We start from the raw sequence: 15,370 nt of genomic DNA, 5'->3' as shown, positions 1-15,370 counted from the left end.
AGAGGAGAACAATGAAGCAGTTCGTGATCGCAGCCATGATGCTGGCCGGTGCGGCCTCCGCCCACGCCGCCGTCGACGCGGCCAAGGCCCAGGAGATCGCCACCAAGAACGCCTGCATGGGCTGCCACCAGGTGGACAAGAAGCTGGTCGGGCCGTCCTACAAGGAAGTCGCCGCCAAGTACAAGGGCGACAAGGGCGCGATGGCCAAGCTGACCGACAAGGTCAAGAAGGGCGGCGCGGGCGTCTGGGGCCCGGTGCCGATGCCGGCCAACCCGAATATCAGCGATGCCGATGTGAAGACGGTGCTGGAGTGGGTGCTGGCAGGTTCGCCGGCCAAGTAATTGCCTGGTGACGGGGCCGACGGTGCGACGGCAGGCGCCATCGCGCAGTCCTGGTCGGCCCCGGCGAGCGCCACAGCAGCAACGACGTAACCAACAACGGCAATAACGGGCGGCGATGCACCGCCCGCGCCATGCCGGCCGGCGTGGCGACCAAACGAATACCGCGGGGCGGGTAGAAGCAGGAGTGCAGGACACCATGAACATCACAAGACGAGAGATGCTGCGGGTCAGCGCCGTCGTGTCGCTGATGGCCGCCGCTGGCCTGATCGGCGAAGCGCAGGCGGCCGAATGGAACAAGGCGGCCTTCGAGGGCAAGAGCGTCAACGACGTGATCAAGGCCCTGGGCGGCGGCGCGCCCGAGAAGAGCGGGGCGATCGCCTTCAATGCGCCCGATATCGCAGAGAACGGCGCCGTGGTGCCGGTCGCGGTGACCAGCAATCTGCCCGACACCGAGCAGATCGCGATCCTGGTCGAAAAGAACCCCAATACGTTGGCCGCGGATTTCGTGATCCCGGCCGGCACCGAGCCGTTCGTCTCCACGCGCGTGAAGATGGGCCAGACCTCCGTGGTGCATGCGGCCGTCAAGGCCGGCGGCAAGTGGTATGTCGCCTCCAAGGAGATCAAGGTGACGCTGGGCGGCTGCGGCGGCTGACACGTCGTTCGCAGGTCCCGCTTTCCCAGACTGCCCATCGCAACAGGAGAACGTCATGGCAGACCCGATGCGCGTACGCGCCACCGAGAACGGCGGCGTGGTCGACGTCAAGATTCTGATGAAACACGATATGGAAACCGGCCAGCGCAAGGACGCGTCCGGCAAGACCATCCCGGCCTGGCACATCCAGACCGTCAGCGCCCAGTGCAAGGGCAAGGAGGTCTTCCACGCCAACTTCGGCCCGGCGGTGTCCAAGGACCCGTTCCTGAACTTCAAGTTCAAGGGCGGCGCCAAGGGCGACAAGGTCACGGTGACCTGGGTCGACAATCGCGGCGACAAGCGGACCGACGAGGCCACCATTTCGTGATGCCGGCGCGGACGGCACGTTGCCGGCCGCTCTGGTAAGGTGCCCCTTCGGTAGCCGGGTCGACGGCCGCGCACGAGGCGCGGCGGACACGGCGGAAGGAAGATCATGCGTCGAGCATTCTTTGCAAAGGCCGCCGCCGCGCTGGCGGCCGTCGGACTCGGGAGCAGGGCTGCGGCCCAGACCGCGGCCGCTCCCCGCAGCGGGGGCGGGCGCCACCGGGTGGTGTACCAGCTGTCGGAAGGCAACGACCAGGCGGTGCGCGCGATCGGCAATCTGCGTAATCACCTGGCCGGCGCGCCGAACACGAAGATCGTCGTGGTCGCGCTCGGCTATGGGGTGGATTTCCTGGTAGAGGGTGCGCGCGATGCGCGCGGCAACACCTTCGATGCCGCGGTCGGCGCGCTGGCCGGCATGGGCGTCGAGTTCCGCGTCTGCCGCAACACGCTGACGGCGCGTCAGATTCCCGAGAACAAGCTGCTGCTTGAAACGAAGATCGTGCAGGCCGGCGTGGTCGAGATCGCGCGGCTGCAGCAGGACGAAGGCTACGCCTATATCAAGCCGTAGTGCGATGTGCGGCGCAATGTGCCGGCGCAATGCGCGGCGAGATTCGCGCCTAGAAAAACAGCGGCCCGCCTGGTCGGCGAGACCGAGAGGAGAAACCCCATGAGACCGAACCGACGCCGCCTTGGCTGGTCCGCGCTGGCCGCCGCCGGCGCCGTCGCGCTGACGGGCGCGATGGCCGTACAGGCGCAGGGCGAGAGCAATACGACCGACGAAATCGCCAAGTACCGGCAGATGCTGGCCGAGGGCAATCCCGCCGAGCTGTGGGAAGCCGCCGGCGAGGAGCTGTGGAAGAAGCCCGCCGGGCCGAAGAACGTATCGCTCGAGCGCTGCGACCTGGGCAAGGGCCCCGGCGTGACCAAGGGCGCCTACGCCGAGCTGCCGCGCTATTTCGCCGATGCCGGCAAGGTGATGGACCTGGAGCAGCGCCTGGTGTGGTGCCGCACCACGCTGCAGGGGCTGACCGAGCAGCAGGCCAAGGCCACGCCGTTCTCGTCCTCTGGCAAGCGCTCCGATATCGAACGTCTGGTGGCCTTCGTCACCGGCGAGTCGCGCGGCGTCAAGATGAACGTCAAGCTGGACCATCCGGAAGAAAAGCAGGTCTACGCGCTCGGCCAGAAGATGTTCTATTACCGCGGCGGCGCCTACGACTTCGCCTGCGCGACCTGCCATGCGGTCGACGGCCAGCGCATCCGGCTGCAGGATCTGCCCAATCTGCTGACCGACAAGGGTGCCCAGGCGGCCTACACCACCTGGCCGGCCTACCGCGTCTCGCAGGGCGAGGTCCGCACCATGCAGCACCGGCTCTATGACTGCCTGCGCCAGCAGCGCTTCCCCGAGCCAGCCTACGGCTCCGATGTGATCACCGCGCTCACGATGTTCCTGGCGCGCAATGCCAACGGCGGTACCTACGACGGCCCCGGCCTGAAGCGCTGAACCAGGGGAGAGCACAGAATGATCCAGACAGAACAATCGCGCCTGCATTGCGGGCGTATTGGCGCCGCCGTGGCCATATGCGGCGCGCTGGCGATGCTGGCCGCGCCGGCGATGGCGCAGGACAACGCGGCATCGAAGGGCAAGGGCACGTCGAAGGCAGCGGCCAATATCCCGCCCGTTTCCGACGGCGACATGAAACGCCTGATCGCCAACTCGTTCACCTCGAAGGGCCCCGCCACGCTGCAGGGCGTGCTCGAGCGCGACGAGATGCAGCAGCTGTGCAGCGACTATCCGGACCGCAGCAAGGTGCCGGCTGCGGTGGCGAAGAAGATCGAGGCCGCCGAGCAGCAGAAGATCCGCTATCCGTCCGACAACCGCTGGCTCGGCGACTGGAAGGAGGGCGAGAAGGTGGCGCAGCTCGGCCGCGGCATGCAGTTCTCCGACCCGCCCGGCGGCGTCAACGGCGGCAACTGCTACGCCTGCCACCAGATGACGAAGGCCGAGATCTCGTTCGGCAATATCGGCCCATCGCTGTATCAGTACGGCAAGCTGCGCGGCAACTCCGAGGCGGTGCTCAAGTACACCTGGGGCAAGATCTGGGACTCGAACGCCTTCGCCGCGTGCTCCAACATGCCGCGCTTCGGCCATAAGGGCATCCTGACCGAGCAGCAGATCCGCGACGTGATGGCGCTGCTGCTGGATCCGGCCTCGCCGGTCAACCAGTAAGGGGCTCGCGATGCGGGCCGCGGCGTGGATGATGGCGGTGATGACGATCGGTCGGTGGCAGCCGCTACAGGGCGCGATGCACGCCGCTGCGTCGGCCATCGTGTCGACCATCGTGTCGGCCATTGCGCTGACGTTAGCCACGCCGGCCATCGCGCTCGAAGTCGGTGACACCGTCCGGCTGCCAGCAGTCCAGCTGCTCGACGGCCGCACCGTGCCGCCCGAGCACTGGGCCGGCAAGCCGCTGGTGGTGCAGATCTGGGCTTCGTGGTGTCCGTTCTGCGCGCTGCAGAACCCGAGGCTGCAGAAGCTCTACGACAGCACGCGCGGCACGCCGCTGCAGGTGCTGACGATCAGCATCGACAAGGATCAGAAGGATGCCGTCGGCTATCTGCGCCAGCGTGGCTATACCTTCCCTGCGGCGATGGACACGCCGGCGCTGCGCGCCGCGATCGGTCCGCGCAAGGGGCTGCCCGAGCTGTACGTGATCGACGCGAAGGGCAAGGTCGTACAGAAGGAAGTCGGCGAGATGCTGGAGGAGGAAGTCGCCGCGCTGGCGAAGTACGCCAGGCCTTAGCGCGGCGGCAAAGCGGCGCGTCGCCGGTGCTGCACCGGACGGCGCGGCCGCCATCGAGAGGAAGACGACAATGAACCGACGCGAGTTCCTGCAGGTGCTGGCCATCGCCAGCGCCGCGGGCATGGCTTTCCCCACGCGCGACGCGCAGGCGGCACAGGCCGCCGCCAGGCTGTACGACGTGCCGCGCTTCGGCAACGTGCACCTGCTGCATTTCACCGACTGCCATGCCCAACTGCTGCCGGTCCATTTCCGCGAACCCAGCGTCAACCTGGGCATCGGCGACTATGCCGGCAAGCCGCCGCATCTGGTCGGCCAGGCGCTGCTCAAGCACTACCGCATCGCACCCGGCAGCGCCGAGGCGCACGCCTTCACCTATCTGGATTTCACCGAGGCCGCGCGCCGTTACGGCAAGGTCGGCGGCTTCGCGCATCTGTCCACGTTGGTCAAACAGCTGAAGGCCAGCCGTCCCGGCGCGTTGCTGCTCGACGGCGGCGATACCTGGCAGGGCTCCGCGACCGCGCTGTGGACGCGCGGCCAGGACATGGTCGATGCCGCGCTGACCCTCGGTGTCGACGTGATGACGGCCCACTGGGAGATGACGCTGGGAGCCGAGCGCGTGCGCGAGGTGGTCGATCGCGACTTCAAGGGCAAGGTCGCCTTCCTGGCCCAGAACATCAAGACCAAGGACTTCGAAGACCCGGTGTTCGAGGCCTACACGCTGCGCGAGATGAACGGCGTGCCTGTCGCGATCATCGGCCAGGCCTTTCCCTACACCCCGATCGCCAACCCCGGCTACCTCGTGCCCGACTGGACCTTCGGTATCCAGGAAGAGAATCTGCAGCGCATCATCGACGAGGCCCGCGCCAAGGGCGCCCAGGCGGTCGTGCTGCTGTCGCACAACGGCATGGACGTCGACCTGAAGCTCGCCTCGCGCGTGCGCGGGCTCGACGCCATCCTCGGCGGCCACACCCATGATGGCGTGCCCGCTCCGGTGCGCGTGCGCAATGCGGGCGGCACCACGCTGGTCACCAACGCCGGCTCGAACGGCAAGTTCCTCGGCGTGCTCGACTTCGACGTGCGCGGCGGCAAGGTGGCCGACTTCCGCTACCGGCTGCTGCCGGTGTTCGCCGACTACCTGCCGGCCGATTCGGCGATGGAAGCGCTGATCCGCAAGGTCCGCGCACCCTACGAGCAGAAGCTGGGCGAGGTGCTGGCGGTCAACAAGGAACTGCTCTACCGCCGCGGCAACTTCAACGGCACCTTCGATCAGCTGATCCTGGACGGACTGATGGACGTGCAGGGCGCCGAGATCGCGTTCTCGCCGGGCTTTCGCTGGGGCACCACGCTGCTGCCCGGCGAGGGCATCACGATGGAACGGCTGATGGACCAGACCGCGATCACCTATCCGTACACCACGGTGACGCAGATGAGCGGCGAGACCATCAAGACGGTGCTCGAGGACGTCGCCGACAACCTGTTCAATCCCGACCCCTACTACCAGCAGGGCGGCGACATGGTCCGCGTCGGCGGCCTGCAGTACACCATCGACCCGGCCGCGCCGATGGGCAAGCGCATCACCGAGATGCGCCTGAAGGGCAAGCCGATCGAGGCCGGCAAGACCTACAAGGTCGCCGGCTGGGCCCCGGTCGCCGAGGAAGCCCGCCACAACGGCGGCCCGCCGATCTGGGACCTGATGGCCGGCTGGCTGCGCCAACGCAAGGAAGTGGCCGCGGCGCCGCTGAACCTGCCGTCGGTCAAGGGGATGGGCGGGAATCCGGGCATGGCGGCGTGAGGGGGGCGGAGCTGATGGAAAGCCGCGATGGCCGAGTCGTGGCGCCGGCGCGAACCGCACCGCCACGGCTTGAAATCGCCGGAAAGCTCACGCTATAATCGCCCGCTACGGGCCGATAGCTCAGCTGGGAGAGCGCTGCGTTCGCAATGCAGAGGTCGGGAGTTCGATCCTCCTTCGGTCCACCAACATTCAAAGGCCAGAGCGTGCGCTCTGGCCTTTTTGCATCTGGGCCGGCGGCCGCACGCAAAAACCTAAACTGTGCTGCGGCGTTGAAGTCGACGCTGTGGGATAGGCATGGTCATATTCGGGCGATGGAACGAGACCATCTCCAGCTACCCGCGTCGGCGCTCCTGCCCGCGTCCGCGCTCCTGCCATACATAAACAAAACCCACCAAGGCTATGCGCACATGCGTACCCTCAAACCGGCGGGTTACTTTTTTGTGCATGGATGCCTGGCACGGCCGAGAGTGGGTGTACTGGCATCGCCGCCTCCGAGCGAGTCTCGTTTCGTTTGTTTCGATTGTTCGTTTATTTCGTTTATACTGGCTCGCACTGAACCGGAGAACGAAATGGCCACGAACATCACCCCCGCAACTCCTCTGCCTTCTCCCGAAGAGGTCGTGCTGGCGCGCGAATCGGGGCGTACCCTCTCCGCCGTCCTCGCCACGCGGGCCGAAACGCAGCGGATCCAAATCATCGATGACAAGGGCTCGTCGCATGCCGTACGGCTGCCGGTGTCCGCGCTTCGATTGCTGATCGATGTGCTGACGGAGATCGGCGAGGGCAACGCGGTCAGCATCATTCCGATACACGCCGAATTGACCACGCAAGAAGCGGCCGATGTGCTGAATGTTTCCCGGCCTTTCCTCGTTCAATTGCTCGAGCGGGGCGAGATTCCATTTCACAGGATCGGTACGCATCGGCGGGTGCGCTATCAAGACGTGCTGGACTACAAGGAACGGATCGACGCCCAACGCCGCCGTTCCTTGGAGGACTTGGCCGAGCAGGCGCAGAAACTGAACATGGGGTATGAATGAGTTCGCACTTCACCGTCGTGTACGACGCCTGCGTCCTCTACCCGGCACCGTTGCGCGACTTTCTGATGTGGCTGGCGATGACCGACGTGTTTCGGGCGCGCTGGACCAACGTCATACACGACGAGTGGATGCAAGCGGTCCTGCGCGACCGTCCCGACCTGAGCGCGGGAGATCTGGAGCGAACACGCGAGCTGATGAACGCCAATGTACGAGACTGCCTCGTGTCCAACTTCCAGCATCTGATTCCTTCCATCAGCGTGCCGGATCCCGACGACCGGCACGTCGTTGCAGCGGCCATCCAGGCCGGCGCGAGCCTGATCGTCACGTTCAACCTGAAAGATTTTCCTGCCGAAAGCCTGCAGCCCTACCAGCTTTGCGCGCAGCATCCGGACGACTTCCTCTTCGACCTGCTCGATCTACATCCCTCCCTCGTCTGCCAGGCGGCGGCGAATCATCGGCGCTCTTTGAGGAATCCGCCAAAGAGCGCCGACGAGTACCTCGACGTCGTGCTCAGGCAAGGCCTGACACAAACGGTAGGTGTACTGCGGCAGTGGAAGATGGCACTTTGAAGCCGCCCAGACTCTTCCGGGGAAACCGGTTCATCGCATCTGCCGCGCCGACGCTGTTCGGACACTTGCCGCCGACGGTACGTCATCCTTTTCGGCCGACCGCCCAATCAACGCCGCCGACACCGCCGCCCCCCAACCCGGCAATCGTCACGTAAGCACAGATCTGCCACGGCTTGCCCTCGCCCGACTTCAGCAGCGCGGTGGCGATGATCGGCGTGATGCCGACGCGAAGATGCCGGAGAACTGGTAGACGAACGAGATGCCGGTGTAGCGGACCTTGGCATCGAACAGCTCGCAGAACAGCGCCGCCTCGAAGCCGTAGACCGCGGCATAGAAGATGCCGAACGGCACGATGATGGCCAGCCACAGCAGCATCACGTTGCCGCCGCCGTTGAGCATCAGCCAGAACGCCGGGAAGGCCGAGCACGCGGTGATCAGCGGTCCCCAAAAGTAGACGCGGGTGCGGCAGATCCGGTCCGACAGGTGGCCGAAGAACGGGATGAAGAAACACATGACGATGGCCGCGGCCATCACGCCGGCCAGCGCTTCGGTGCGGCTGAGCTTGTTGCCAGGGGCTGATTTCCACGTCCGCTTATCTCCGATGCCGTCCATGGCACGTCGACTATACTTTTCCCATTGGAGGACAAGCGATGAAAGCCACTGTCAGGAACACGGTCAAGCTGATCCGCAACGATCCCGAGAGCGACAAGGCGCTGCGCGAGTTCATTGCCACCGGGAAGCTGAACTCCACCAGGACGTTCAAGATCCGGGACGCCGCCAAGGGCGTTGAGCGCGAGGTCAAGCTGAAGCTGATTCCCGCCCAGGGCTGACCTTGAACATTGCGCTGCCCGCGATGCTGCTGTTTTTCCTGGTCGCGCCGGGCTTTCTTTACCACCACTACAGCCAGGCCAGGGAGGCGCGCGAAGCCGACATGACGCCCTTCGGGGCGACGGCGATCAAATCGATTGTGCTGGCGCTGATCGTGGATGCCGTAGTCGGCCTGGCCGCGACCGAATATTTTGGCTACCAGCTCTATCTCGGCGACGCCTTGCGCATGCTGTCCGGCGGTGCCGCGGCGGCTAGCGTCCCGCCGCACCGCTATGAATGGCTGAACGAACACCCTTGGCCGGTGTTCGGTTTCTTTGCGGGGACGTTTGGCCTCGCCTTCGCGCTGGCCATGCTGCGCCGGGGGCTGGTCAGCCGGTTCCACCTGGACCATCCGAACAGCTGGGCGAGCGGCTTCTTCCGGCAGCAGGCGCCCTGGTATTACCTCTTCAGCGGCATCGATTCGGGCATCAGCGACGGCGCCATGGTGGTGGTCAGCGCCGTGGTGCCGATGAAGGACCAGTCCTATCTCTACACGGGGCTGCTCGAGGATTTCGAGTTCAAGAGCGATGGGGAGCTGGAGCGGATCATCCTGTCGGCCGCATCCCGGCGCAAATTGACCGATGACCGAGGACGCGGCCTGGAGGAGCACGGGCGCTTCTACCCCATCGAGGGCAATCGGCTGGTGATCCGCTCCAGCGAGTGGACAACCTTGAACGTCAAGTTCCTGGTGGAAGAAAAGGCCGAAGCTGCGGCTCCGGCCCTCGCGGACGACTAGCGCATCTGCCTGGCCGAAGCCGCCACTACCGGCCCTGCCTCCCGCACCTCTCCCGATCCCGACGACCGCCCGATCAACGCCGCCGACACCGCCGACACCAGCCCGGCAAACATCACGTAAGCACAGATCTGCCACGGCTTGCCCTCGCCCGACTTCAGCAGCGCGGTGGCGATGATCGGCGTGATGCCCGACGCGAAGATGCCGGAGAACTGGTAGACGAACGAGATGCCGGTATAGCGGACCTTGGCGTCGAACAGCTCGCAGAACAGCGCGGCCTCGGGGCCGTAGACCGCGGCATAGAAGATGCCGAACGGCACGATGATGGCCAGCCACAGCAGCATCACGTTGCCGCCGCCGTTGAGCATCAGCCAGAACGCCGGGAAGGCCGAGCAGGCTGTGACCAGCGAGCCCCAGAAGTAGACCCGCGTGCGGCCGATGCGGTCCGACAGGTGGCCGAAGAACGGGATGAAGAAACACATCACGATGGCGGCGGCCATCACGCCGGTCAGCGCTTCGGTGCGGGTGATCTTGACGGTCTGGGTCAGATAGCTGATCGAGAAGACGCCGAAGACGTTGAAGAACACCCCGTCGATATAGCGCGCACCCATGCCCTTGAGGATATTGCCGGGGTAGCGCCGCATCATGTCGACGAAGGGAATGCGCGTCTCGGCGTTGCGCTGCTTGACCGCGGTGAACTCCGGCGTCTCCTTGATCGACAGCCGGATATACATGCCGACGAAGACCATGCCGGCGGAAATCAGGAAGGCCACGCGCCAGCCCCAGTTGAGGAACTGCGCGTCGGTCAGTGTCAGCGACAGCAGCGCAACCACGCCGGAGGCCAGGCACAGGCCCAGCGACAGCCCGATCTGCGGCAACGAGGCATAGAAGCCCTTGCGGCCCGGCGGCGCGTATTCGTAGGCCATCAGCACCGCGCCGCCCCATTCGCCGCCCAGGCCGATGCCCTGCAGCACGCGCAGCAACAGCAGCAGGATCGGCGCCCACAGGCCGATGCTGTCGTAGGTCGGCACCAGGCCGATCAGGAAGGTCGACACACCCATGATCATCAGCGTGATCACCAGCATGCTCTTGCGGCCGATGCGGTCGCCGAAGTGGCCGAAGATGACGCCGCCGAGCGGCCGCGTGACAAAGCCCACCGCGAAGGTGGTGTAGGCCAGCATGGTGGCGACCACCGGATCGCCGGCCGGGAAATACAGCTTGTTGAACACGATGCCGGCGACGACGCCGTACAGGAAGAAGTCGTACCACTCGATGGTGGCGCCGATCACCGACGCCATCGCGACCTTGCGTACCGCCTGCTCATTGGGGCTTGCCATGCTTGTCTCCTTTGGATTGACGGCGCCCTTGGTGGAACGAGTATGCGGGCGCTCTCGCTGCCGGGGCTCGGCCTTCGGTGATGCAGCGAACCGAGCCCGGGTTCGCTGCCGATATGCGTGGGCGGTGCGCGACCGCGGCCGGGATCAGACCGGCTCGGTGATGCCGCGCTCGGATTGGCGGGGGGCCTGGTGGTGGGCCTGGTGGCGGGCCTGGTGGTGGGCCTCGTGATGGGCTTGGCCCTCGGCCTGGTGCTCCGCCTGGCGCTCGGTATCGCGTTCGGGTTGATGCTCCGGCTCGCGTTCGACCCGGGCACAACCGGCCGCCGCCGCGTCGACGATCTCGCTGACCGTCTGCCCGCGGGCATCCTCGCGGATGAAGTCCGCCGCGCGCTCGGCCATCATCACCACCGGCACATTGGTATTGCCCGACACCAGCGTCGGCATCACCGAGCAATCGACCACCCGAAGAGCTGCCACGCCATGCACGCGCAGCCGGTGGTCGACCACCGCCAGCGGATCGCTGGCCGGGCCCATCTTCGCGGTGCCCGACGGATGGAAGATCGTGGCGCCGTACTCCCGGCAGAAATGCAGGATCTCGTCATCGGTCCGCACATCGTCGCCAGGCCGGAATTCGGCCTGCATCAGCGTGCGCATCGGCTCGGTCTGCGCCACGCGGCGCGCGAAGCGGACCGAGGCGATGGCGCTGCGCCGGTCCAGCTCGGCCGACAGGTAGTTGGGCTGCATCGACGGCGGCGTGAACGGATCGGTCGAGCGGATCCGCACGGTGCCGCGCGACTCCGGCCGCAACTGGCACACCGAATAGGTGCAGCCCGAGAACGGATGGACCTGGCCGCCCGCCATGTCGGCCGACAGCGTGGCGAAGTGGAATTGCGTATCGGGCGTGGCGCTTTCCTGCGGCAGCACGCGGCAAAACATCGCGCCCTGATTGATGCCGATCGCCAGCGGCCCCTGCCGCCACAACAGCCATTCGAGCCCCATGCGCGCCTTGCCGAACAGCGAGCGCAACTGGTCGTTGGTGGTAATCGGCCTGGCCACCCGATAGATGAGCCGGATCTGCAGATGGTCCTGCAGGTTCTCGCCGACCCCCGGCAGCGCGTGCACCACCGGCACGCCGAATTCGCGCAGCAGGCCGGCCGGCCCGACTCCGGACAGCTGCAGCAGCTGCGGCGACTGCAGCGCGCCCGCGCACAGCAGTACCTCGCGGCGCGCGCGCAGCACGTGCTGGCGGCCGTTCTGCATATAGCGCACGCCGACCGCGCGCCGCCCTTCGAACAGGATCGCGGTGGTATGCGCGCCGGTTTCGATGCGCAGATTCGGACGCGACTGCGCCGGCCGCAGATACGCCACCGCGGTCGAGCAGCGCCAGCCCTTGCGCGTGGTCAGCTGGTAGTAGCCAACGCCTTCCTGGTCGCCGGTATTGAAATCGGCCTTGCGCGGCAGGCCCAGCGCCTCGCCGGCTTCGATGAAGGCATCGACCAGCGGATGGCGCCGATCGATCGAGGTCGCGTTCAGCGGGCCATCGGTGCCGCGCGTCGGGCCGGGGCCCAGGTCGTTGTTCTCGAGCTTGCGGAAGTAGGGCAGGCAGTCGTCCCAGCTCCAGCCGCGATTGCCGAGCGCGGCCCAGTGGTCGTAGTCCTCGCGCTGCCCGCGCACGTAGATCAGGCCGTTGATCGCGCTGCTGCCGCCGAGCGTGCGCCCACGCGGCCAGTAGATCCGGCGGTTCAGCATGTTGGGATCGGGGTCGGTGTGGAAGCCCCAGTTGACCTGCTTGTGGAACATCGTCTTGCCGTAGCCGATCGGGATATGGATCCACGGATAGCGGTCCGGCGGTCCGGCTTCGAGCAGGCACACCGCATGGCGCCCGTCCTCGCTGAGCCGGTTGGCCAGCACGCAGCCGGCCGAGCCGGCGCCTACCACGATGTAGTCAACGGTTTGCGACATCGTCGCTGTCTCCTGATCGGGTGTTGCGGGCAGGGTTTGTCCGAAGCGGATTGGCGCCGGAGCCTGCGAGCAACGTTCTTATAATGGAACGACTTGTCCCGATTTTATTTGTCGAACCGCAAATGGAAAGGCAATACGCGTGGAGGCGCGGAAAGTGAAACAGAACGTGCAAATTCCGTTTCAGAATCGCAGCGCAGCAGAGGGTGCGGCGGACCCCCGGGCGGCGGACGAGGACGCGCGCAGCCTGCGCGTGCTGATGGTGCTCGATGCGCTGGCGCGCGCCCAGCATCCGCAGACGTTGGCGCAGCTGTCGCAGCGCCTGCACGTGCCGAAGACTACGCTGATGCGCCTGCTGGCGGCGATGGAGCGCGCCGGCTTCGTGCTGCAGATGCCGGCCGAACGCGGCTTCGTGCCGGGGCCGAGGGCGGCGGGGCTGGCGCTGCAGACCTTGCGCAGCCCGCCGCTGCTGCGCGAATGCCGTGCGATTCTTGGCCGCCTGGTGGCGGCATTGGGGGAGACCTGCAATCTGACCGCGCTCGACGGCGATCGTGTGCTCTATGTCGAACGCGTGGAAACGCACGAGCCGCTGCGGCTGCAGCTGTCGCCCGGCATCCATGTGCCGCTGCACTGCACCGCCAGCGGCAAGCTGTTCCTGTCGGCGATGAGCCGGCTCGAACGGCAGCAGACGCTGCAGCGTCTCGTGCTGACGCGCAATACGCCGCGCACGCTGGCCGATCTGTCCCTGCTGGAGGCCGAGCTCGACCGGCTCGGCGCGCGCGGCATCGGCGTCGACAACGAGGAATTCGTGCGCGGCATGACGGCGGTGGCGGTGCCGGTGCGCGAGCTGGCGACGGAGGCGATCAACGGCACGGCGGCCACGAGCGCGCGCCCGGTGCTGGCGGCGATCGCCTGCCATGCGCCCACGGCGCGTGTGCCGCTGGAAGGGCTGCTGCGGGCGGTGCCGGTGCTGCAGGAGGCGGCGCAGCAGATGGCGCGCGTATTACGTGCTGAATGACCGCGTGGTGAATGACCGCGTGGTGGATGACCGCGTGCCGAATGACCGCGTGCGGAATGACAGCGCCCCGGAAGATCGCTTGCCGAATGACCAGTGCGCCGAATAACCAGCGTGCCGAATGACGGCCGCGCCGAACGACGAGCGATCGGCTACACGGCGCCGTGCCGCGGCACCCACACCGTGAAGGTCGTCCCAGTCCCCTCGCGCGACACCACCTCGATATCCCCGCCATGCAGCATCGCGAGTTCCCGCGCGATATGCAGGCCCAGGCCGAGCCCCTCGGATTCCGCAGCGGAGCGCCCCGAGCGGAAGGCGTCGAACAGATGCGGCAGCAGCTCGGGCGGGATGGTGCCGCCGTTGCTGACCGCCACCGTCACGCGTCCGTCCGCGCCTTCGATGCGCACGCGCACCGGCACCGCGGCGTCGCCGTGCTGCAGCGCGTTGCCGATCAGATTGGCCAGCACCTGCGACAGCAGCCCAGGGTCGACCGATGCCACCGTATCGCCGACGCGCTCCAGCAGCAGCCGGCCCTTGCCGTGCCGACTCTCGTGTTCGTCCACGATCGCCGCGCACAACGCATGCAGATCCTCGCGCTGCAGCGCGGGCTGCATGCGGCCGCCATGCAGCCGGGCGACATCGAGCAGTTGATCGACCATCCGCACCATGCGCGTGCCGCTGCGGCGAATGCGTTCGACCGCGGGCGCCGTCTTCTCGTCGTGGCAAAAGCGTTCGAGGAAGGAAGTCGAAGCCAGGATCGCGGACAGCGGCGTGCGCAGGTCGTGCGCCAGCACCGCCATCAGCATCTCGTTGGCCTTCAGCAGCCGCTGCGTGGTGGCGAGCTGCTCGGCCAGCTGCTGCTTCTGCCGCGCCAGCTGCACGAACACATCGACCTTGGCGGCGAGGATGTTGGCGTCGAGCGGCTTGTAGAGAAAATCGACGGCGCCGGTGGCATAGCCCTTGAACGTGCGCTGGCTGTCGTAGCCGGCCGCGGTCAGGAACAGGATCGGGATGTGGTTGGTACGGGTGCTGCCGCGCATCAGCTCGGCCAGCTCGAAGCCGTCCATGCCCGGCATATGCACGTCGAGGATGGCCAGGCCGAACTCGTGTTCCAGCAACAGGTCGAGCGCCTGCGGGCCCGAGTTGGCGTGCACCAGCTCGACGTCGGGTCGCGCGAGCACCGCGTCCAGCGCAGTCAGATTGCTGGCGATGTCGTCGACGGTCAGGATCTTGATGGGAGCGGACATGGCAAGGTTTCAGTGGACGGCGAGCCGCAGGCGGCTGCCGATCGCTTCCAGGGTCAGTACCTCGTCGACCGCGCCGCGCGCGATCGCCTCCGCCGGCATGGTTTCCGCCGACGCGGTATCCGGGGCCTGCACCCAGGTTCGTCCGCCGCATTGGCGGATGGTCTCGAGCCCGCGCGCGCCATCGTCGTTGGCGCCGCTGAGCAGGATGCCGAGCAGCGCATCGCGCCAGGCATGGGCGGCGGACTCGAACAACACGTCGATGGACGGGCGGGAAAAGCGCTCGGGCGGATCGACCGACAGCGCGAGCCGCACGCCCTCGGCATGGTCTGCGCGATGGTCGCCATGAAGGCCGTCGCGTTCGACCAGCAGGTGATAGTCCGGCGGCGCCAGATACAGGTGGCCGTGCCGCACCGGCATCTTGTCCTCGGCTTCGCAGACCGGCAGCGCGCAGCGCAGCGAGAACAGCTGCGGCAGCAGGCTGGGCGTATCGGGCCTCAGATGCAGCACCACGATCAGCGCCGGGCGGAAGGCCACCGGCAGCATCGGCAGCAGCACGTTGAGCGCTTCGATGCCGCCGGCCGAGCCGCCGATGACCACGGCCTCGGGCGTGCGCCAGGGCGATGCGATCGGGTGGGCTTGCGCTGTGTTCATGGAGCC

Annotated in this window: 16 protein-coding genes, 1 tRNA gene and 2 pseudogenes; 14 read left to right on the top strand and 5 right to left on the bottom strand. The window is 66.7% G+C overall.

Translation table 11 applies throughout. From position 1 onward, the window contains the following. Nucleotides 1-11: 11 nt before the first annotated feature. The 11 genes from HTY53_RS07825 (at nucleotide 12) to HTY53_RS07775 (ending at nucleotide 7,555) form a co-directional block, all read left to right on the top strand. A complete protein-coding gene (locus HTY53_RS07825) occupies nucleotides 12-341 on the top strand; it encodes a c-type cytochrome (protein ID WP_174105941.1) in 330 nt (109 codons plus the stop codon). Nucleotides 342-537: 196 nt separating this feature from the next. Then, the gene (gene soxY, locus HTY53_RS07820) at nucleotides 538-993 is read left to right on the top strand and encodes a thiosulfate oxidation carrier protein SoxY (protein WP_053823237.1); all 456 of its coding nucleotides are present in this window, start codon (nucleotides 538-540) and stop codon (nucleotides 991-993) included. 55 nt (nucleotides 994-1,048) lie between these two features. Continuing rightward, nucleotides 1,049-1,360 carry a thiosulfate oxidation carrier complex protein SoxZ gene (gene soxZ / locus HTY53_RS07815; protein WP_006577471.1) on the top strand — a complete coding sequence of 104 codons (312 nt, stop codon included), beginning with the start codon at nucleotides 1,049-1,051 and terminating at the stop codon, nucleotides 1,358-1,360. A gap of 105 nt (nucleotides 1,361-1,465) precedes the next feature. Further along, a complete protein-coding gene (locus HTY53_RS07810) occupies nucleotides 1,466-1,924 on the top strand; it encodes a DsrE family protein (protein ID WP_053822785.1) in 459 nt (152 codons plus the stop codon). A gap of 99 nt (nucleotides 1,925-2,023) precedes the next feature. Then, nucleotides 2,024-2,857 carry a sulfur oxidation c-type cytochrome SoxA gene (gene soxA / locus HTY53_RS07805; RefSeq protein WP_174105940.1) on the top strand — a complete coding sequence of 278 codons (834 nt, stop codon included), beginning with the start codon at nucleotides 2,024-2,026 and terminating at the stop codon, nucleotides 2,855-2,857. A gap of 18 nt (nucleotides 2,858-2,875) precedes the next feature. Continuing rightward, nucleotides 2,876-3,583, top strand: a complete 708-nt coding sequence (gene soxX, locus HTY53_RS07800) for a sulfur oxidation c-type cytochrome SoxX (RefSeq protein ID WP_438820936.1) — start codon at nucleotides 2,876-2,878, stop codon at nucleotides 3,581-3,583. A gap of 76 nt (nucleotides 3,584-3,659) precedes the next feature. Further along, complete coding sequence (locus HTY53_RS07795; protein WP_174106098.1) at nucleotides 3,660-4,157, top strand: TlpA disulfide reductase family protein; 498 nt, start codon at nucleotides 3,660-3,662, stop codon at nucleotides 4,155-4,157. Between the two features lie 70 nt (nucleotides 4,158-4,227). Further along, on the top strand, nucleotides 4,228-5,949 hold the full coding sequence (gene soxB / locus HTY53_RS07790) for a thiosulfohydrolase SoxB (RefSeq protein ID WP_174105939.1): 1,722 nt from the start codon (nucleotides 4,228-4,230) through the stop codon (nucleotides 5,947-5,949). A gap of 109 nt (nucleotides 5,950-6,058) precedes the next feature. Beyond that, nucleotides 6,059-6,134: transfer RNA gene (locus HTY53_RS07785), tRNA-Ala, on the top strand. A 384-nt stretch (nucleotides 6,135-6,518) separates the two neighbouring features. After that, on the top strand, nucleotides 6,519-6,986 hold the full coding sequence (locus HTY53_RS07780) for an excisionase family DNA-binding protein (RefSeq protein ID WP_174105938.1): 468 nt from the start codon (nucleotides 6,519-6,521) through the stop codon (nucleotides 6,984-6,986). Then, the gene (locus HTY53_RS07775; RefSeq protein WP_174105937.1) at nucleotides 6,983-7,555 is read left to right on the top strand and encodes a PIN domain-containing protein; all 573 of its coding nucleotides are present in this window, start codon (nucleotides 6,983-6,985) and stop codon (nucleotides 7,553-7,555) included. The genes HTY53_RS07780 and HTY53_RS07775 overlap by 4 nt, the downstream gene beginning before the upstream one ends. Nucleotides 7,556-7,585: 30 nt before the next feature. Here HTY53_RS07775 and HTY53_RS07770 read toward each other — a convergent pair. Continuing rightward, nucleotides 7,586-8,116: pseudogene (locus HTY53_RS07770) on the bottom strand (MFS transporter); the annotation flags it as partial. Nucleotides 8,117-8,205: 89 nt separating this feature from the next. On the opposite strand from HTY53_RS07770, the gene HTY53_RS07765 reads away from it, so the two are divergent. Together HTY53_RS07765 and HTY53_RS07760 are read left to right on the top strand one after the other, a co-directional pair. Continuing rightward, nucleotides 8,206-8,385: a hypothetical protein gene (locus HTY53_RS07765; RefSeq protein WP_174105936.1), complete on the top strand. Its 180-nt coding sequence runs from the start codon at nucleotides 8,206-8,208 to the stop codon at nucleotides 8,383-8,385. A 2-nt stretch (nucleotides 8,386-8,387) separates the two neighbouring features. Next, nucleotides 8,388-9,158, top strand: a complete 771-nt coding sequence (locus HTY53_RS07760; RefSeq protein ID WP_174105935.1) for a DUF6338 family protein — start codon at nucleotides 8,388-8,390, stop codon at nucleotides 9,156-9,158. On the opposite strand, the gene HTY53_RS07755 is transcribed toward HTY53_RS07760, so the two are convergent. Beyond that, complete coding sequence (locus HTY53_RS07755; RefSeq protein WP_174105934.1) at nucleotides 9,155-10,492, bottom strand: MFS transporter; 1,338 nt, start codon at nucleotides 10,490-10,492, stop codon at nucleotides 9,155-9,157. The genes HTY53_RS07760 and HTY53_RS07755 overlap by 4 nt on opposite strands. 357 nt (nucleotides 10,493-10,849) lie before the next feature. After that, nucleotides 10,850-12,454: pseudogene (locus HTY53_RS07750) on the bottom strand (GMC family oxidoreductase); the annotation flags it as partial. A 154-nt stretch (nucleotides 12,455-12,608) separates the two neighbouring features. Between HTY53_RS07750 and HTY53_RS07745 the strand changes: the two are divergent. Further along, nucleotides 12,609-13,469, top strand: coding sequence for an IclR family transcriptional regulator (locus tag HTY53_RS07745; protein WP_174105933.1), 861 nt, complete (start codon nucleotides 12,609-12,611; stop codon nucleotides 13,467-13,469). Between the two features lie 149 nt (nucleotides 13,470-13,618). Here HTY53_RS07745 and HTY53_RS07740 read toward each other — a convergent pair whose 3' ends face one another. Both HTY53_RS07740 and HTY53_RS07735 read right to left on the bottom strand, forming a co-directional pair. Beyond that, nucleotides 13,619-14,713 (bottom strand): hybrid sensor histidine kinase/response regulator, encoded by a 1,095-nt coding sequence (locus HTY53_RS07740; RefSeq protein WP_174105932.1) that lies wholly within the window; start codon nucleotides 14,711-14,713, stop codon nucleotides 13,619-13,621. A gap of 9 nt (nucleotides 14,714-14,722) precedes the next feature. Further along, nucleotides 14,723-15,364, bottom strand: a complete 642-nt coding sequence (locus HTY53_RS07735; RefSeq protein WP_174105931.1) for a chemotaxis protein CheB — start codon at nucleotides 15,362-15,364, stop codon at nucleotides 14,723-14,725. Nucleotides 15,365-15,370: the final 6 nt, after the last annotated feature.

The sequence above is a fragment of the Cupriavidus gilardii genome (genome assembly GCF_013314895.1).
GTDB lineage: Bacteria > Pseudomonadota > Gammaproteobacteria > Burkholderiales > Burkholderiaceae > Cupriavidus > Cupriavidus gilardii_C.
The sequence above is the reverse complement of the archived record's forward strand: the minus strand, read 5'-3'. Positions and strand labels throughout refer to the sequence as shown.